Annotated in this window: 14 protein-coding genes; 5 read left to right on the forward strand and 9 right to left on the reverse strand. The window is 69.8% G+C overall.

Features of this window, described 5'->3' with window-relative positions:
- Window positions 1–245: 245 nt before the first annotated feature.
- From ACG02S_RS01960 to ACG02S_RS01970, 3 genes are read left to right on the forward strand one after another with little or no spacing between them, the layout of a single operon-like run.
- Window positions 246–1,829 carry an ABC transporter substrate-binding protein gene (locus ACG02S_RS01960; protein ID WP_394468755.1) on the forward strand — a complete coding sequence of 528 codons (1,584 nt, stop codon included), beginning with the start codon at window positions 246–248 and terminating at the stop codon, window positions 1,827–1,829.
- Entirely contained in the window at window positions 1,826–2,725 is a 900-nt protein-coding gene (locus tag ACG02S_RS01965; RefSeq protein ID WP_394468756.1) for a LysR family transcriptional regulator, read from the forward strand. Before ACG02S_RS01960 ends, ACG02S_RS01965 begins: the two co-directional genes overlap by 4 nt.
- Window positions 2,722–3,333, forward strand: coding sequence for a M15 family metallopeptidase (locus ACG02S_RS01970; protein WP_394468757.1), 612 nt, complete (start codon window positions 2,722–2,724; stop codon window positions 3,331–3,333). Before ACG02S_RS01965 ends, ACG02S_RS01970 begins: the two co-directional genes overlap by 4 nt.
- Before the next feature lie 59 nt (window positions 3,334–3,392).
- Here ACG02S_RS01970 and ACG02S_RS01975 read toward each other — a convergent pair whose 3' ends face one another.
- From ACG02S_RS01975 to ACG02S_RS01985, 3 genes are all read right to left on the reverse strand, one after another.
- A complete protein-coding gene (locus ACG02S_RS01975; protein WP_394468758.1) occupies window positions 3,393–3,908 on the reverse strand; it encodes a tetratricopeptide repeat protein in 516 nt (171 codons plus the stop codon).
- Between the two features lie 68 nt (window positions 3,909–3,976).
- A complete protein-coding gene (locus tag ACG02S_RS01980; protein ID WP_394468759.1) occupies window positions 3,977–5,389 on the reverse strand; it encodes a C13 family peptidase in 1,413 nt (470 codons plus the stop codon).
- 36 nt (window positions 5,390–5,425) lie between these two features.
- The gene (locus tag ACG02S_RS01985) at window positions 5,426–5,638 is read right to left on the reverse strand and encodes a DUF1653 domain-containing protein (protein ID WP_394468760.1); all 213 of its coding nucleotides are present in this window, start codon (window positions 5,636–5,638) and stop codon (window positions 5,426–5,428) included.
- A gap of 100 nt (window positions 5,639–5,738) precedes the next feature.
- On the opposite strand from ACG02S_RS01985, the gene ACG02S_RS01990 reads away from it, so the two are divergent.
- Window positions 5,739–6,779, forward strand: coding sequence for a S66 peptidase family protein (locus ACG02S_RS01990; RefSeq protein WP_394468761.1), 1,041 nt, complete (start codon window positions 5,739–5,741; stop codon window positions 6,777–6,779).
- A 33-nt stretch (window positions 6,780–6,812) separates the two neighbouring features.
- Here the strand turns inward: ACG02S_RS01990 and ACG02S_RS01995 are convergent, their stop codons facing one another.
- The 3 genes from ACG02S_RS01995 to ACG02S_RS02005 form a co-directional block, all read right to left on the reverse strand.
- Window positions 6,813–8,264, reverse strand: a complete 1,452-nt coding sequence (locus tag ACG02S_RS01995; protein ID WP_394468762.1) for a SulP family inorganic anion transporter — start codon at window positions 8,262–8,264, stop codon at window positions 6,813–6,815.
- Between the two features lie 290 nt (window positions 8,265–8,554).
- Window positions 8,555–9,976 carry a D-alanyl-D-alanine carboxypeptidase/D-alanyl-D-alanine endopeptidase gene (gene dacB / locus ACG02S_RS02000; protein ID WP_394469296.1) on the reverse strand — a complete coding sequence of 474 codons (1,422 nt, stop codon included), beginning with the start codon at window positions 9,974–9,976 and terminating at the stop codon, window positions 8,555–8,557.
- Window positions 9,976–10,908: an ornithine cyclodeaminase family protein gene (locus tag ACG02S_RS02005; protein ID WP_394468763.1), complete on the reverse strand. Its 933-nt coding sequence runs from the start codon at window positions 10,906–10,908 to the stop codon at window positions 9,976–9,978. The genes dacB and ACG02S_RS02005 overlap by 1 nt, the downstream gene beginning before the upstream one ends.
- A gap of 209 nt (window positions 10,909–11,117) precedes the next feature.
- Here ACG02S_RS02005 and ACG02S_RS02010 point away from each other — a divergent pair, with 209 nt between their 5' ends.
- Window positions 11,118–14,039: a TonB-dependent receptor domain-containing protein gene (locus tag ACG02S_RS02010; protein WP_394468764.1), complete on the forward strand. Its 2,922-nt coding sequence runs from the start codon at window positions 11,118–11,120 to the stop codon at window positions 14,037–14,039.
- Window positions 14,040–14,119: 80 nt separating this feature from the next.
- Here the strand turns inward: ACG02S_RS02010 and ACG02S_RS02015 are convergent, their stop codons facing one another.
- From ACG02S_RS02015 to ACG02S_RS02025, 3 genes are read right to left on the reverse strand one after another with little or no spacing between them, the layout of a single operon-like run.
- On the reverse strand, window positions 14,120–15,031 hold the full coding sequence (locus ACG02S_RS02015; protein WP_394468765.1) for a S66 peptidase family protein: 912 nt from the start codon (window positions 15,029–15,031) through the stop codon (window positions 14,120–14,122).
- Window positions 15,010–16,119, reverse strand: coding sequence for a serine hydrolase (locus ACG02S_RS02020; RefSeq protein ID WP_394468766.1), 1,110 nt, complete (start codon window positions 16,117–16,119; stop codon window positions 15,010–15,012). Before ACG02S_RS02020 ends, ACG02S_RS02015 begins: the two co-directional genes overlap by 22 nt.
- On the reverse strand, window positions 16,119–17,363 hold the full coding sequence (locus ACG02S_RS02025) for a D-amino acid dehydrogenase (RefSeq protein ID WP_394468767.1): 1,245 nt from the start codon (window positions 17,361–17,363) through the stop codon (window positions 16,119–16,121). The genes ACG02S_RS02020 and ACG02S_RS02025 overlap by 1 nt, the downstream gene beginning before the upstream one ends.
- Window positions 17,364–17,373: the final 10 nt, after the last annotated feature.

Below are 17,373 nucleotides of genomic sequence, written 5' to 3' on the forward strand. Positions count from 1 at the left end.
CGGGTCGGTCATGGCGAAACAGTCCTTTGCGGCTTCCTTGAAGGACGCCGCGGGGTGCGGGCAGAGAAGACTGGCATTCTGGGTGCAGCCGTTACACATCCCGTGGCCAAACGTTACGGTGGCGAATGGGCCAAGGTATAAGTTTGCGTTATGGCAGGGCATTTTGACCCTTCTTGTCGTTGTAGCCCTCAGCTTTCAACATTGCCAACTTCTTCGCGTTCGCGCGCGCTCTGATTTCTTCTGTGATGAAGCCTCTGCAATCCCTGCTGCTGTCCGCGCTGGTCCTGGCCGCCAGCCCCATCGTCCTGGCCCAGGGCAAGCCGCTGGTCTACTGCGCCGACGCCAGCCCGGAAGGTTTCGACCCCGGGATGTGGGACAGTGCCAGCACCAACATCGTCAGCGCGCAGATGTTCGACGGGTTGCTGGGCTTCAAGCGGCCCACCACCGAGCTGGTGCCCAAGCTGGCGACCAGTTGGGAAATTTCGCCGGACGCGAAGAGCGTGACCTTCAAGCTGCGCGAAGGGGTGAAGTTCCAGTCCACCCCGTGGTTCAAGCCCAGCCGGCCCCTGAATGCCGAAGATGTCGTGTTCACATTCAGCCGCTTCATCGATCCAAACATTCCCTTCAACAAGGCATTTGCCGCCAATTTCATCTATCCGCAGAACCTGGGACTGGCCAAGCTGATCGCAGGCATCGACAAGATCGACGACCGTACAGTTCGTTTCAGACTCCACCAGCCCAATGTGACATTCGTCTCGAACTTCGCGTTCGCCTGGGCGGGAATCCAGTCGGCGGAGTACGCCGCGCAGCTGCTGAAGGCCGGCAAGGCGAGCCAGATCAACGTGCAGCCGGTCGGCACCGGGCCGTTCATGTTCAAGAGCTATGCCAAGGACGACGTGCTGCGCATGACGGCCAACCCCGACTACTGGGGCGGCAAACAGCCCACCACCCACCTCGTCTTCAGCATCAGCCGTGAGCCCAATGTGCGCGTGCAGAAGGTCGCTGCGGGCGAATGCCACGTGGCCGCCGCGCTGCGTGACGTGGACGTGGGCTCGCTGGCCGGCAACGCCAACGTCAGCATCCAGAAGATCCAGGCGCTGAACATCTCCTACCTGAGCTTCAACCTGAAGAAGCCGCCCACCGACAAGCGCGAGGTGCGCGAGGCGCTGGACATCGCCATCGACCGCAATGCCATCTTCAAGGCGCTGTTCCCGCGCGGCGACGCGATGCAGGCCGTCAGCGCCTTCCCGCCCGCCGTCCCTGGCTACAACAAGAAGCTGAAGAACGAGTTCGACCCCGCAAAGGCCAAGGCACTGCTGGCCAAGGCCGGCTTCCCCAAGGGTTTCGAGATCGATCTGTGGGCGCTGCCGGTGCAGCGGCCCACCAATCCCAATGGCCAGCTGATGGCGCAGCTCATCCAGCAGGACTGGTCCAAGATCGGCGTCAAGGCCAACATCAAGACCTACGAATGGGGCGAGTACCTGAAGCGTGCCAACAACGGCGAGCACAACGTCTACATGAGCGGCTGGAGCGGCGAGACCGGCGACGCCGACGACTTCCTGACCCCCAACCTCAGCTGCGCGGCCAACAAGAGCGGCATCAAGTTCTGCAATGCCGAGTTTGAGAAGCTCATCGACGAGGCCCGCGCCACGCCCGACCAGGCCAAGCGCCTGGCCATGTACGAGAAAGCGCAGGAGATCTTCAAGCGCGAGCGCCCCTGGATCACGATGGCGCACTCCACCGTCTACATCCCTATCCGCAAAGACGTGGTGGGCTTCAAGATGGCGCCCAACGGTTCCGTGGACTTCGAAGGGGTCTACAGGAAATGAGACTTCGCCATATCGAGGTCTTCCACGCCATCATGCAGGCCGGCACCATCAGCGGTGCCGCGCAGCTGCTGCACATTTCGCAGCCCGCCGTGACCAAGGTGCTGCAGCACTGCGAACTGCAGCTGGGCATGGCGCTGTTCGACCGTGTGCGCGGCAAGCTCTACCCGACGCCCGAGGCGCAGCGCCTGTTCGTCGAGATCGACAAGCTGAACCGCGACCTGGTGGGTATCCGCCGCCTGGCCGCCAACCTGAAGAGTGGTGAGGCCGAGCAGGTGCGGCTGGTGGCCACGCCCGCGCTGGCCACGGCCATCGTGCCGGCCGCGATGACGCCGTGGTGCAAGGCTTTTCCCAACGCCAGTTGCTCGCTGGCCACGCACCACACGCGCGAGATCGTGTCGGCACTGCTGCTCGGCGAGGCCGACCTGGCCTTATCGCTGCAGGACCCGCGCCACCCCGGCATCAAGGCCGAGGTCATCGCCAGCGGCGCCATGATGGCGTTGTGCCCGCTGGGCAGCACCGAGGCCGAGGGCCAGGGGCCGCTGGACCTCGCTGGCATCCGCACCGAGATCGTGGGCCTGCAGAGCGACGACCCACTGGCCGGCCTGCTGCACCACGCGGGCGAGGCACTGGGCCTGCCGCTGGCCAGCCGCATCACCGTGCAGACCTACCAACTGGCCCGTGCGCTCGTCGAGGCCGGCGTGGGCATGACGCTGGTGGACCCCTTCACCGCCGCCAGTGCCAACACGGCCAAGGTGCGCGTGCGCGCGCTGGCGCCCGGCGTGCCCGTGCACCTGTACCTGCTCAGCGCGGCCAGCGCGCCGCTGGGCCAGGCCTCGCGCCGTCTCGTCAAGTTCATCACCGCGGCGGCGCACGAGCACCTGTCCCGACTGCCTTGAACCACGTTCCCATCGAAGACATTGCCGGCCACCCGGACTTCCGGCGGCTGGACACGCTGCGGCACGGCATCGCCGTGGACCTGCGCTACGCGACCGACGACAACTTCGTCGGTCACCCGGTCTACGCCGGCATCGACTGCCACTGGCTGCGCCGCGAAGCCGCCGACGCGCTCGAAGCCGCCGCCGCCTGGCTCGCCGAGCGCCGCCCCGGCTACCGCCTGCTGGTGCTGGACGCGCTGCGCCCCCAACGCGTGCAGCAGCGCCTGTGGGACGAGCTGCAGGGCACGCCGCTGACCATGTACCTTGCCCACCCCGAGCGCGGCTCCATCCACAGCTACGGCATGGCCGTGGACCTGACGCTGCTGGACCCGCAGGGCCGCGAGGTCGACATGGGCAGCGGCTTCGACGAGATGACCCTGGCCTCCCACCCCGACCACGAGGCCGAGCACCTGGCCCTGGGTGCGCTGACGGCGCAGCACCTGATGGAACGCGGCTGGCTTCGCGCGGCGATGCGCGAGGCGGGCTTCCACGGCATCACCACCGAGTGGTGGCACTTCGACTACGGCGACCGCGTGGCGGTCAGGCGGGATCTGCCACGGGTGCTGTAATCCTCGCCCGCCGCCCGCCGCCCGCCGCCCGCCGCCCGCCGCCCGCCGCCCGGTCAGGCTCACGCTGCATCGCCGCGCAGCGCCGTCAGCCGTTCCAGCGCGAGCCGTGACGATTGCTGCAGCGGGTGGTTCATCTGCACGCGCAGCGCCAGCGCCTCGGTGATGCGCGCCTCGGCTTCCGCGAAGCGCCGCTGCTCTGCCAAGTTGCGACCCCAGTGGTGCAGCACCATCGCCTGCAGTCTTGTCCAGGTCGCGGCGACGCTCAGCGCCAGCGCCTCGGCGAAGTAGCGGTCCGCCTCCAGCCGCTGGCCGGTGTACTGCAGCGCCGTGGCGTAGGCACTCCAGTACCAGCCCGCCGGCTCCGCGTGCGGCAGTGCCCCCGCCGCGTCGGCGTGCCGGCGCAACAAGTCCAGCGCCTCGCGCTCCTGGCGGGCCGTGGTGAGCATGCCGGCAAGGTCCGCCGCGTGATCAACGATGGCCAGCGTGTCGCCCGCCTGCACGGCTTGCTGCAGCTGATCGCGCAGCGCGGCCATGCCGATGGCGTGCGCCTGCGGGTCGGGGGCGCTGAAGCGCATGAACTCACAAACTGGATCCACCATGGTGCCGGAGGTTATCGCGACCGGGATGCCCGTGGCGCCACCGCTCATCGGGTGTCTTCGAGTTCGTGCTGCAGACGCTGCAGCACCGAGGCAATGCCCGCGCCCTCGCTGATCTGCGGATTCGAATAGCCATCGCTCTTGCCCGCGGCCTGCTCGCGCACGTCGATGACCTGGCGCGCAGCGGCATGCGCCGCCGTGAACGACAGCGTCTTGCGCAGTTCCTCCTCGTACATCGCCCGCCCGAAGAAGGTCAGCTCGGAGCGTTTGCCGCAACCGTAGGAAGTGTGCTCGGCATCGGCTGCCGTCATCACCAGGGTGTCGTTGTCGGCCAGCGGCGCGACCCAGCTGCCCGAGTAGCAGGCCGACACCGACACCACGCGCCAGCGCACGCCGGACTCGTCCAGCCAGCGCTTCAGCAGCTCGGGCGTCATCGGCTCGGTCTGCAGCGGCGACGTTTCCGTTGCCAGTTGGCCGTCGGCGCCGCCGTGCGAGGTCAGGTGCAGGAACACCACGTCGCGGTCGCGGTCCATCACCGCCGCGACCCGCGCGATGGCCTGGCGCAGGTTCAGCGGTGTGGCCCAGGGCAGCGTCGTCACGGTGGCCGGGTTCATGACCAGTTCGACCGTCCGCCCGTCGGCGCCGAAGCGCTCGCGCATCGTCTTCGCAACGACGGCGCTCTCGCGCATGAAGACGTCCTCCGACGCGTACGGCGCGTAGGTCAGTGCGTACAGGTTCACGCGGCCCGGTGCTGGTGGTTGCAGGCCGTCCAGCGCCCGCGCCAGCAGTTGCGGCTGGGTGGCGACGACCTCGTCGGTCAGCGGCAGACCGGCATAGGCCTGAGCATCGTTCCCTGCTTCGGCGGTCCACTCGGACCACCAGTACGTCGTCGGCGCCAGCCAGCCGCCGATGAACAGCGTCAACGCTGTCACGAGCAGCACGGCCGCGCGCGCCAGGCCGCCGGCCGCCACGCGCCACAGCAGCGCGATCTGAACCAGGCCTGCCCAGCCCATCATCAGCAGCCAGGAGGTCCAGTAGACGCTTTCGGGCCAGGCGTCCACCGGGCCCAGCGTCGCGCGCAACGCCAGCATGGCAGCGCCGTCGATGCCGAGCAGCAGCAGGTGCGCGCTCCACAGCAGCGCCAGCAGCGTCGCCACACCCGGTGCAGCGCGTCCAGCGGCAGCGGCGGACCTCGCCACGATCCAGCACAGCCAGGCGGTCAGCGCGGCATCGATCCAGCCGCGCAGCAGGTTGCGCCACAGCAGCATGGGTTCGCCGTCCATCATCACCCGCTGCACGGCCACGGCGCCGGCCAGCGTGAGGGCGACCAGCACCGCGAGCGTCAGCGGCGTGGCTGCCGCCCCCTGCGGGCGCGGCGCCTGCAGCACCAGCAACCGAGCGCCCTGGCGCAGCCAATTGTCCTCCTTCGTCACCGGCGCCTGTGGGCCTTCTTCATGCATCGGACCGACCTCCCGGCAGTCATCGTATCGGCGCGTTCAGCCGATTCGTTCGAAGCGCGGACGCTCGACGCCGTCCACGACCAGCGTGCCGGTGAACATGTCGTGCGGCCGCACCCACCAGCCGCTGTCGTTGTAGAGCGGCCGGTAGACCACCACGACCTCCAGCGTCTCGCTGTGACGGGCGGTGGACAGCACCTCGTACTCGCCGCCCTTGTAGTGGCGGTAGCGGCCGGGGTTGATGGAAGGCATGGGAGGCAGATCATTGGTCATGGGCGCATTGGAGCCCAAGGCGTGCCCGGGCGCCGTGCAGCGCACACAATGCCTCGCACCTCGACAGCGCGATCACGACATGACCCCGTCCCGCCGCGAACTTCTGCAACTGGGCGCTGCCGCCTCGGGCCTGCTCGCCAGTGCGCAGGCCACCGCCACCGCCGCCCCCGGGCCGCTGCGCCCGCCCCGGCTGAAGGCCGGCGACACGCTGGGCCTGATCAGCCCGGCCAATGCCACCTTCGAGCGCGAGCCGCTGAAGATCGCCGTCGAGGCGCTGCAGGCGCTGGGCTTCAAGGTCAAGCTGGGCGAGCACATCGCCGCGCGGCGGGGCCCGTTTGCCGGCACCGACGCGCAGCGCGCCGCCGACGTGAACGCGATGTTCGCGGATGACTCGGTGGCCGGCATCCTCGCGATGACCGGCGGCTCCGGCTGCAACCGCATCGTCGACAAGCTGGACTACGCGCTGATCCGCCGCAAGCCGAAGTTCTTCGGCGGCTTCAGCGACCTGACCAGCCTGGTCAACGCGATGCACCGGCAGACCGGCCTCGTCGCCTTCCACAGCCCGGTTGCCGTGTCGGAATGGAACGACTACTCGGTGCAGAGCTTCAAGTCGATCGCGATGAACGCCGAGGCCGCCGTGCTGCGCAACCCGGTCGTGAAGCCGGGTGACGACGTTGTCGTGCGCGAGGAGCGCATCACCACCGTGCGCGCCGGCAAGGCGCAAGGCCGGCTGGTGGGCGGCAACCTGACGGTGCTGGCTTCGCTGGCCGGCACGCCCTATTTCCCGGACTGCCGCGGCGCGATCCTCTTCCTCGAAGACATCAACGAGTACATCTACCGCATCGACCGCTGCCTCTCCACGCTGCGCCTGACCGGCGCCTTGGACCAGCTGGCCGGCGTGGTGCTGGGTCGCTTCACCAAGTGCGAGCCCGGCGACGGCTATGGCAGTCTGACGCTGGACGAGGTGTTCGACGACTACTTCCTGCCGTTGAACATCCCCGTGTACCGCGGCGCGGCCATCGGCCACATCAAGCGCAAGATGACCGTGCCAGTCGGCGCGCCGGCCGAGATGGACGCGGACGCGGGGACGATCCGCCTGCTAGCGCCCGCAGTGGCCTGACGCCACGCCGGACGGCCTGTCGCGCGCGCTGCGCTACTCGATGCCCAGGTCCAGCTTGTCGACCAGTGCGCGGCTGTGCGCGTTCAGGCCGACGACCTCCACAGTGCTGCCGTGCTTGCGCAGACGCTGGCAGACCATGTCCAGCGCGTTCACAGCCGTGATGTCCCAGAAGTGCGCGGCCGTGAGGTCGATTCGCACGGGCCTGCCCTCGATGTCGCGCACGTCGAAGGCGTCGACCAGCAGGTCGGCCGATGCGAAGAACACCTGGCCCGACACGCGGTACGTCAGCAGCTGGTCGCCGTGCTGCTCGATCGCCAGCAGCCGCGACACCTTGGCCGTGAAGAACACGCCGCTGAGCAGCACGCCGACCGCGACGCCGGCCGCGAGGTTGTCGGTGGCGACCGTGACGATGACAGTCGCCACCATCACCGCGCTGGATAGCTTGGGGTGCTTCAGCAGCGCGCGAGCCGAGCCCCAGTCCAGCGTCGAGGCCGACACCATCACCATGATGGCCACCAGCGCCGCCACCGGCACCAGCGACACCCAGGGCTTCAGCAGCACCATCAGTATGAGCAAAAACGCGCCGGCGAACAGCGTGGACAGCCGGCCGCGCCCGCCGTAGCGGACGTTGCCGACCGTCTGGCCGATCATGCCGCAGCCCGCGATGCCGCCGAACAGGCTGGCCGCCATGTTGGCCGCACCCAGGCCGCTGCACTCGCGGTTCTTGTTGCTGGGCGTGTCGGTCAGCTCGTCGACGACGCTGGCCGTCATCAGCGACTCCAGCAGCCCGACCATCGCGATGGCCAGCGCCGGCAGCGCGATGAGCTGCAGGGTCTGCAGCGACAGCGGCACCTGCGGCAGGCCGAACGCGGGCAGACCGTCGGGCAGCGCGCCCAGGTCGGCCACGGTCTTCACGGGCAGGTCCAGCCCCTGCGCCACCACGGTCAGCACGACGATGCAGACCAGCGGCGACGGCACGGCGGTGGTCAGCCGTGGCAGGCCGTAGATGACCACCAGGCCAGCCGCAAGCATTGCCCAGGTCGCGCCATTGGCGCCGATCAGGTGCGGCAGCTGCGCCGAGAAAATCAAGATCGCCAGCGCGTTGACAAAGCCGGTGCGCACCGAGCCGGACACGTAGCGCAGCAGCACGCCCAGCCGCAGCCAGCCGAACAGCAGCTGCATGGCTCCGGCCAGCAGCCCGGCGGCCAGCAGGTACTGCAGCCCGTGCGACTGCACCAGTGGCGCGGCCACCAGCGCCACCGAGCCGGCCGCGGCCGACACCATGGCCGGCCTTCCGCCCGTGAACGCGATGACGATGCTGATGACGAACGACGCGAACAGGCCCACCGCCGGGTCCACGCCCGCGACGAACGAGAACGCGATGACCTCGGGGATGAGGGCGAACGTGGCGACCGCGCCGGCCATCAGTTCGCGCGGGATGCTGGGCGCCCATTCGGCGCGGAAGGGGTGGGGATGCTGGGACATGGCAAGCCGGCCTCGCGGACGGCGAGGCTCCTGGACGGGTGCGGGCAAAGGCGCCGGCCCTGAGCGAACCGGCATGGAACTGCGGGCGCGGGAGGGGTGCGCTAGGGCGGCGCCAGGCGCGAGCAGCCCGATTGCCGACTCTGCGCGCTGCGGTCGGCGCGCTTCAGCACGAAGCTGCGTTGGCGCGCGGCATCGCCGCCGCACACGGTGCAGTCGCCTTCACGCTGACGTCGAGCCGCTGAGGAGTTCACGCGTGCATTGTATTGCTGCACCGCACAATACAACCGCCTTCAGCGCTGCCGCGCCACCCAGTCCACCAGCGCGTCTAGCACCGGCCGGCCCTTGGCAGATGCCTGTGGGTCGTTCAGCAGCGCGACGAACACCCAGGGCTTGCCGTTGGCGTCGGGCACCAGGCCGGCCAGGCCCACGGCATCGCGCAGCGTGCCGGTCTTGAGCCGCGCCTGGCCGGCGGCGGGGCTGTCCTTCAGGCGGCGCGTCATCGTGCCGTCCAGCCCGGCCACCGGCAGCGCGGCCAGCAGCTCGGGCGCCTGCGCGCCGCGCTGGCTCACGCGCAGCAGGCCGGCCAGTTGCGCGGGGCTGATGCGCTCGCTGCGCGACAGGCCCGAGCCGTTGTCCAGCACCAGGCCGCGGTCGTCGATGCGCTGCGCCTTGAACCAGTCGCGCACCACGCGCTCGGCCGCCGCGCGCGTCGGCTCGCCGGGCTGTGCGGCCTGCGCGCCCAGCTGCAGGTAGATCAGCCGCGTCAGCGCGTTGTCGCTGCTCTTCATGACGCCGCGCAGCACCTCGGCCAGCGGCCGGCCGCGGTGCATGGCAAGCACGACGGCGCCGGCGGGCGCGGCGGCTTCCGTGTCGCCCGCCGCCATCGTGCCGCCCAGCTCGGCCCAGAACTGGCGCACGGCCTGCGCCGTCAGCCATTGGCGGTCCACCAGTTGCAGCGTGGCGCGCTGGCGGCAGTCGGCGGGGAAGGCGCCGTTAAATTGCAGCGTCAGGCCGCCGGCGCGCGGCTGCGGCACGGCGGTCTTCCAGTCGTTGCTCCAGTCCTTGCAGGCCCGCGTGGTGGACGGCGTCATCGCGCCGGCGTCCAGCGTCAGCCCGGCCAGTGCCGGCACGCTGCGCGCGGTGACGCCGGTGGCGGTGGCTTGCAGCTCGTAGTCCAGCAGGCTGCCGTTCAGGTGCAGCGCGTCGGGGATCACGTTGTAGGGGAACTCGGGTGCGTCGTCGAACGGCGGCAGGCCCACGTCGAAGCGCGTCGGGTTGAACAGCGTGCGGTCCACCACCAGGCCGCCGCGGATGTCGCGAACGCCGCTGTCGCGCAGCTGGCGCAGCAGCCACCATAGCGCGGGCCAGTCCAGGTCGGGGTCGGCGCCGCCGCGCAGGATCAGCGGGCCGGTGATGACACCGTCCACCGGTGAGGCCGCAGCCAGCAGCTCGGTGCGGCCCCGATGGTTGGTGCCCAGCCTGTCCAGCGCCACGGTGGCGGTGACGAGCTTCATCGTCGACGCCGGCGCCATCGGGTCGTCCGCACGGCGCGTCAGCGCGGCGCGCGAGCCGTCCAGCGGTTGCAGCACGAAGCCCAGGCTGTCGGCAGGCAGGCCTTGCTGCGCCAGCACGGCCTGCACCGGCTCGGGCAAGGGGGCAACGGTCGCGCAGCCGGTCAGCAGCAGCGCGGCGGTGAACAGCGCGACACGCATCAGCACGCGCCCAGGCGGTGGGCCACGAGCCGGGCCAGCGCCACGTCTTCCAGCCCGATGCCCACGCTTTTGTAGACGACGATGTCCTGCGGGCCGCGCGGGCGCGGATTGACGATCAGCGTGCCGAGCTCGACCAGCCGCTCCGGCGCGATGACGCCGGGCGCGGCCTGGACGATGTCGCCGGCTTCCTGCTGCGCGGCGGTGAGCCATTCCACGGCCACCAGCGACGCGCGGCCCAGCAGCGCGTCGTCCAGCTCGCGGGCCTTGGCGGTGCTGGAGCCCACGGCGGCGACGAAGGCGCCGGGCTTGACGAGCGCACCGTCGAACAGCGGCGTGGCTGCGCGCGTGGCGGTGACGATGACGTCGGCCTGCGCCGCCGCCTCGGGGGCATCGACCGCACGCACGGTCAGGTTCAGCTGTTCACCCAGTTCGCGCGCCATGGCTTGCGAGCCGCTGCGCGCGCAGACGAGGATGCGCTCGAAGCGGCGCACGCGCGCCAGCGCCTCGGCATGCGCGCGGGCCTGGATGCCGGCGCCGAAGACGGCCAGCGTCTTGGCATTGGGCAGCGCCAGCAGGTCGGCAGCGACGGCCGTGGCCGCGGCCGTGCGCAGCCGCGTGAATTCGTTGGCCTCCAGCGTCGCGAGCGCCTCGCCGGTGGCGGCCGAGAACAGGCTGACGAGGAAGTGGTACTTGCCGTTGCGCGCGGAGTAGACCTTGGTGCCCAGCACCGCCGGCAATTCGCCATCGGCATCGAGGATGGCGCCCATCGCGCTGATGGCGAGCGACGCGCCGTCCAGCGTGCCGGTCGCGCGATGCCGCGCCAGCACCTGAGCCTGGCCACGGCCGTGCTGGGCGAAGGCGGCGCGCAGCGCTTCGCGGGCAACGTTGGGGTGGAGGACGGTGGCGACCTGCGCCTCGGTGATCAATCGCATGCAAATCTCCGCAAACGGGGCTGTCGGCACTGTAGAGGGGCCGCGTTGCACCGCGCGCGTGCTTTCGCTCCACCATACATTCCCGCAGGTTATGCGCCGCGCACAAGCATTCATTGAACGGCGCGCAACACCTGGGGTGCCGCCCCCTGGGCGGGCCCGCGTGCGCCCGTCAACATCGCCGTAAGTCGAATGCATAACAGGAGTCGTTGATGAAGTTGAATCGTCTGGTGGGTCAGCTCGCGGTGATCGGTCTGGCGGCGCATGCCGGCGTGGCGCTGGCGCAGAGTGATGGCGACGGTGGCAAGCGGCTGGAGCGCGTGGAGGTGACGGGCTCCAGCATCAAGCGCATCCGTGACGAGGGCGCGCTGCCGGTGCAGGTCATCAGCCGCCGTGACATGGAGCGGGCCGGCATCGCGTCGGCCGAGCAGCTCATCATGGACCTCAACATCAACGGCAACGGCCTGGACAACCTGGCCGGCAATGCCGACGTGGTGGACGGTGCCTCGCGCGGCAACAATGGCGCCTCCAGCGCCAACCTGCGCGGCCAGGGCAGTAACGCGACGCTGATCCTGCTGAACGGCCGACGCGTGGCGGCCCACGGCCTGAACGGCGGCACGGTGGACCTGAACCAGATCCCGTTCGCCGCCATCGAACGCGTCGAGATCCTGAAAGACGGCGCCTCGGCCATCTACGGCACTGACGCCATCGGTGGCGTCATCAACTTCATCCTGCGCCAGAACTACAGCGGGGTGACGATCAACGCGCTGGCCGACATTCCGCAAGAGAAGGGCGGCGAGATCTACGGCGTGGCCGTGACGGCCGGCTTCGGCAACCTGGAGACGCAAGGCTTCAACTTCCTGACCTCGCTGTCGGTGCGCGACAACAAGGTGCTGCGCGGCGACCAGCGCGACTTCGTCAACACCTACCAGCCCGACCGCGGCCTGGCGCCCGACACGCGCGGCACGCCGATCGCAACGCTGTTCGGCGTAGCCGGCACGCGCGAGAACGCGCTGACCGTGACCATGCCCAACGGCACGCGCAACAACACCGCCGGCCCGGTGGACTTCGCCAACCCGGCGTTGCGCGTCAACGGCATCAATGTGCTGGATCTGCCCGGTGGTGCCGGTTGCTCGTCGGTGGACGGCCAGAGCCCCTATCAAGAAGCGCTGTGGGCCACAGCAGCCTCCAAGTACGGCTGCGCCTGGGACACCGGCCGCGCCGCCGTCATCCAGCAGCCCATAAAGAACACCAACCTTGTCAGCCGTCTGACCGGCCAGTTCGGTGATCACCGCGTGTTCGGCGAGGCCGTGTTGGGTCGAGCCGAGTCAACCAAGAGCTTCTCGCCCAACCAGATCACCAGCGGCACCAACACGGCCAACACCGCCCTGCCCAACGGACAGTCGACGCCCAGCCCCTTCCGCGACCTGCGTTACCCCAGCACCGGCGCCGGCTACACCCAGGTCTTCGATGCGCTGGCGCGGTCCTTCCCCGAACTGGCCGGCAACCGCGGGCTGGGCATGGCCTTCCGCTGGCGCTGCATGCCCTGTGGCAACCGCGAGATCGACACAGTGGCCGACACCGCCCGCGTGCTGATCGGTGCTGACGGCCCGCTGCCTTTCCTGACCGACTGGGACTACAAGGTCGGCTTCTCGCGCGCCCAGAGCAAGGGCAGCTCCACCGTGGGCACCGGTTACCACTACTGGGTGCCGTTCGCCAACCTCATCAACACTGGCGTGCTGAACCCGTTCTCGCTGACGCAGACGCCCGAGGCCATGAAGGCACTGGACGACATCTCGGCCGAAGGCGTCACGCTGTACGGCGGCAAGTTCGAGATGCAGCAGGCCGATGCCACCGTGACCGGTCCGCTGTTCAAGCTGCCGGCAGGCCAGGTCATGGCCGCCTTCGGCGTGGACTCGCGCACCGAGAAATACAAGTTCGACGGCGACCAGCGCCCCGACGCCAACACCCGTGAGGCGTTGATCTTCAACGTGCCGTTTGACAACGCGCTGGCCACGGCCGGCACGCTCAAGCGCACCATCAAGGCGGTGTACGCCGAAGTGGCCGTGCCGGTCATGAAGGATCTGGAGATCACCGGCGCCATCCGCCGCGACGAATACACCGGCTTCGGCGCCAGCACCAACCCCAAGATCTCGCTGCGCTACAACCCCATTGAGCAAGTGCTGATCCGCGGCGCGTACAGCACCGGCTTCCGAGTGCCGACTTTCAAGCAGATGTTCGACCCGGTGACGCAGAGCCAGTTTGTCGGCGCCGATTTCACCGACCCCGCCACCTGCCCGTCGCGCACCGTGTCCACCGCGCCGGGTTGCTCAAGCGTTCGCGACTTCAACGTGCTGTTCGGCGGCAAGTCCACGCTGAGCCCGGAAGAGGCCAAGATGTACAGCGCGGGCGTCGTGTTCCAGCCGAACAAGGACCTGGTCGCCAACCTCGACTGGTGGTCGGTGGAGCGCACCGGCACCATCTACTCCTTCGGCCTCACAACCCTCGCCGACAACTATCAGTTCTTCCAGGGCAATTTCGAACGCGACTCCGCCGGCCGGATCACTGCCGTCGACACCCGCTGGGTGAACGCGGGCGAGACCATCACCAAGGGACTGGAGTTCGGCCTGAAAGGCGCGTTCAATGCCGCGGGTGCCGCCTGGACGGCGGGCTTCGACCTGTCCTACCTGCTGGACAAAAAATCTCGCATCGTGCCCAGCGCGCCGATGGGCAGCAGCGAAGTAGGCCGCTTCACGCGCTCGGGCGACCTGGGCGTACGCTGGAAGCACACCGCCTCGCTGACGCGCACCCAAGGCGACTGGGTGCTGGCGGTGCAGAACGTCTACCGCACCGGCTACCAGGACTTCGTGCTGCCCGGCGTGGCCAATGGCACTGTCAAGCCCAGCAACTGGAACCCGCGCGTGTCGGCGTACTCTGTCATCAACACCAGCGTCGGTTACACCGGCATCAAGAACATGACCATCACGGCCGGCGTCAAGAACCTTCTGAATGTCGACCCGCCGTTTAGCGTCACCTACGACACCAACACGGGCGCCGGCTCCAGCTGGGAGCCCCGAGTAGCCGACCCGCGTGGCCGTGCCTACACGCTGCGTGTCGAGTACCGCATGTTCTGAACTTCGTGACTCCCTGCCGGCGAGCCTTGTGGTGGCCGGCCTTCACAGCCTCGCACCGCGAGGCTGTTTTTTGTACGGGATTAGCCCAGCGTCAACTTGCCGGCCGCGGCGTCCATCTGGGCCATCACGCCCAGCGGCAGCGGCCGGTTGGGCTGGCCGTGGCCGGTCGGCCAGCCGGCGAGCACCGGGCAGCGCAGCCGGGGCAGGTGGTCGGCCAGCACGGCATCGGGGCTCTCGGCGCCGCTGAAGCTGCCGACCAGCAGGCCGGCGATGCGGTCCAGCACGCGGCTTAACCGCAGCTGCGTCAGCATGCGGTCGACACGGTAGGGTTCCTCGCTGATGTCCTCGATGAACAGCAGCGCGCCGTCCACGTCGGGCAGGTAGCGCGTGCCCAGCAGCGCGCAGAACATCGCCAGGTTGCCGCCGATGAGCCGGCCGCGCGCGGCTCCGCCGTGCGTCAGCGGGTGCGCGGCCTGCGGTGCCACGTGGCCCACCAGGTCGCCAGCGCGCCACCCGCGGGCCAGCCGGTCGAACAGCGCGTCGGTGTCGGGTTGTGCGCCGGGCAGGCCCCAGTCGCTGGCCGGCATGGGCGCATGCAGCGACGGGATGCCCGCACGGTCGCGCAGCGCATGCAGCACGGTCAGGTCGCTGTAGCCGATCAGCAGTTTGCGGCTGGCGGCCAGCAGGTCCCCGTCGATGCCGTCCAGCAGCCGGATGCAGCCCGAGCCGCCGCGCAGCGCCAGCACGGCATCAAAGCGCGGGTCGGCGAAGGCCGTGTGCACGTCGGCCAGGCGCACGGCGTCGGACGCGGCCAGGAACGGCAGCGGGGGCGGCCCGAAGCAGCTGGGCAGCAGCGCGGGTGCGTAGCCGCGCTCGCGCAGCCAGCCTTCGACCGGCTCCAGGCGCCCTGGCTGGGGCGGGCCGGCCGGTGCGATGACGGCGATGCCGGCACCGGGGCGCAGCGGCGGGATCAGCAATTGGCCTTCAGCCATGCATGCACGGCCGCGCCCAGCGCCGGCACCTGCCAAGTGGTGGAAGCGTCGGGGTGCGGCGCGTAGCGGCTGCCCAGGCTGGTCGTGAGGGCGATCAGGTAGTGCAGGTCGCCGTCGTGCACGATGCCGGCGTCGCTGGTGTAGTTCTGCGTGTTGCCGGTCTTGTGCGCGAAGGTCGCAGGAGGGGTCGGGATGCCCGGCACCCAGCCGGGCAGCGAGCGCAGCGACTCGCTGCTGAGGTTGTGGTGCAGCTTCTGCGCGTCCAGCGCGCGGCGGATCACGTCGCGGCTGGCGGGACTGACGAGTGGGGGGCGCGGCGGTGCATCGGCATCCAGCCGCCACATCAGCCGCAGCGCGTCCCAGGCGGTCATCTGGATCTGGCCCACGCCCGAGCCCGCGCCGTTGCCCCAGCCGCCGTCGGCCCGGGTGTTGGCGATCATCAACCCGGGCAGCACATGCGTGGCGAACAGCGCGTGTATTTCGTTGTGCACCTCGCGGTCGCCGTCGCGGCGCGAATCTCGACGGATGGCACCGCGTGCATGCAGGTGCGCCACCAGCGCCGAGGTCGCCTCGTTGCTGCTGACGGTGATCATGTCGAACAGCCAGTCGCCCACGGGCCGGGTCTCGCCCTGGTAAGTCAGTGGCAGCGCCCAGTCGCTGCGGCCGCCGTCCACCAGCAGGCCCAGGCCCACGGTCACCATCATTTTCAGCAGCGAGGCCGGATACGGCGCGACGAAGCGCGGGCCGCTGCCGAACCACGCCGGGAAGGCGATGCGCGACCAGTCCGCATCCGGCAGCCAGGCGAAGGAGTCGCCGTTGGCGTCGCGCACGTCGGCGTGGAAGGCGATGTTGTTGACCGGGCCGAAATCGGCGTCGAAGCGCGCCACCAGCCCCTGCGGGTGCTCGCGCGAAAACAGCACGTTGGCCGCCACCGGCGTCGCACCGCCGCGCGGGAACACGGCCACGGCCAGATCGATGCTGGGCATGACGCCAAGCGGCGCGCCGTGTTGCAGCGAGTCAGGTGTGGCCTCGAAGCGCCGGGCCAGCACCGCGTCGCGCAGCGCGTGGGCCAGCGTGTCGGGTGTCATCACAGGGTCAGACCGTCCAGCGGCAGCGGGCTGGTGCGGCCACTGATCAGCTCGGCCACGATATTGGCCGTCGCGAACGAGAAAGTGAAGCCCAGCGCGCCATGGCCCACGTTGAGCCACAGGCCGGGCACGCCGCTGGCGCCGACGATGGGCGCGCCGCTGGGCGTGGCGGGGCGCAGCCCGGCCCAGGGCGTGGCGCGGTCGTAGTCGGCCGCGTGGGGGAAGGTGGCGCGCACCGAGCGCTGCAGCGAGGCCAGCCGGTCGGCGTCCAGGCCGAGGTCTTCGCCCACCAGGTCCACCATCGCGGCCACGCGCAGATCGGTGCCGATACGGGCGTACAGGATCTTCTTCTCGAAGTCGGTCACGCTGACCTCGGGCGGGCGGTGTCCCTCGGTGATGGGCGCCGTCAGGCTGTAGCCTTTCAGCGGGTACAGCGGCAGCTGCACGCCCACGGTGGCGGCCAGCGCACGGCTGTGCAGGCCGGCAGCGAGCAGCACCGCGTCGGCTGTCACGTCGCCGCCCGTCGTGCGCACACCGATGACGTCGCCGCGCGTGCCGGTCAGCAGCCCGTCCACGCGCGCCAGCAGCCAGCCCTTGAAGCCGGCATGCGCCTGCAGCCGCGCGAACAGGTCCTGGCAGAAGGCATGGCAGTCCGCCACCGCCTCGCCCGGCGTGAAGATGCCGCCGGCCAGCGGAACCTCGGTGTGGGCCAGCGCGGGTTCAAGCGCGACGCATTCGTCGTGCGACAGCGCCCGCTCGGCGCCGCCGCCGTTCTTGCGCGCGGCGACGCGGGCGAACTCGGAGACGTCTCGGTAGACCACCAGCTTGCCGGGCGAACGCAGCGCGATGCGCTCGTCCAGCCCGGCCTGGGCCACCAACTGGCCGAAGCTCGCCTGGCTGTAGGCACCCAGCGCCAGCAGCCGTTCGGTGGTGCGGCCGTTAACCGGGCCGCGGCAGTTGCGCAGGAAGGCCAGCAGCCAGGACCACTGCGCCCAGCTCGCTTCGGGCTTGAAGCGCAGCGGGCCGTCGGGATCCAGCAGCCAGCGCAGGGCCTTCAGCGGCACGCCGGCGTCGGCCAGCGGCGACACGTAGCGGTAGCTGAGCTGGCCGCCGTTGGCGCGGCTGGCGCCCTGGGCAACGCTGTCGTCGCGTTCCAGCAACGTCACCGCGTGGCCGCGTTCAAGCAGCGCCCAGGCGGTGGTGAGGCCCACCACGCCGCCGCCGATCACCACGCAATGCTTCATCCTGCCCTGG

It is taken from the genome of Pelomonas dachongensis, assembly GCF_043555865.1.
In the GTDB taxonomy this organism is placed as follows: domain Bacteria; phylum Pseudomonadota; class Gammaproteobacteria; order Burkholderiales; family Burkholderiaceae_C; genus Pelomonas; species Pelomonas dachongensis.

Coding starts and splice junctions, on each gene's coding strand:
- ACG02S_RS02025 (WP_394468767.1), bottom strand. CDS start 17,363: ATGAAGCATTGCGTGGTGATCGGCGGCGGCGTGGTGGGCCTCACCACC.
- ACG02S_RS01995 (WP_394468762.1), bottom strand. CDS start 8,264: ATGTCCCAGCATCCCCACCCCTTCCGCGCCGAATGGGCGCCCAGCATC.
- ACG02S_RS01960 (WP_394468755.1), top strand. CDS start 246: ATGAAGCCTCTGCAATCCCTGCTGCTGTCCGCGCTGGTCCTGGCCGCC.
- ACG02S_RS01985 (WP_394468760.1), bottom strand. CDS start 5,638: ATGCCTTCCATCAACCCCGGCCGCTACCGCCACTACAAGGGCGGCGAG.
- ACG02S_RS01975 (WP_394468758.1), bottom strand. CDS start 3,908: ATGCGCTTCAGCGCCCCCGACCCGCAGGCGCACGCCATCGGCATGGCC.
- ACG02S_RS02015 (WP_394468765.1), bottom strand. CDS start 15,031: ATGGCTGAAGGCCAATTGCTGATCCCGCCGCTGCGCCCCGGTGCCGGC.
- ACG02S_RS02005 (WP_394468763.1), bottom strand. CDS start 10,908: ATGCGATTGATCACCGAGGCGCAGGTCGCCACCGTCCTCCACCCCAAC.
- ACG02S_RS01980 (WP_394468759.1), bottom strand. CDS start 5,389: ATGCATGAAGAAGGCCCACAGGCGCCGGTGACGAAGGAGGACAATTGG.
- ACG02S_RS02020 (WP_394468766.1), bottom strand. CDS start 16,119: ATGACACCCGACACGCTGGCCCACGCGCTGCGCGACGCGGTGCTGGCC.
- dacB (WP_394469296.1), bottom strand. CDS start 9,976: ATGCGTGTCGCGCTGTTCACCGCCGCGCTGCTGCTGACCGGCTGCGCG.
- ACG02S_RS01965 (WP_394468756.1), top strand. CDS start 1,826: ATGAGACTTCGCCATATCGAGGTCTTCCACGCCATCATGCAGGCCGGC.
- ACG02S_RS02010 (WP_394468764.1), top strand. CDS start 11,118: ATGAAGTTGAATCGTCTGGTGGGTCAGCTCGCGGTGATCGGTCTGGCG.
- ACG02S_RS01990 (WP_394468761.1), top strand. CDS start 5,739: ATGACCCCGTCCCGCCGCGAACTTCTGCAACTGGGCGCTGCCGCCTCG.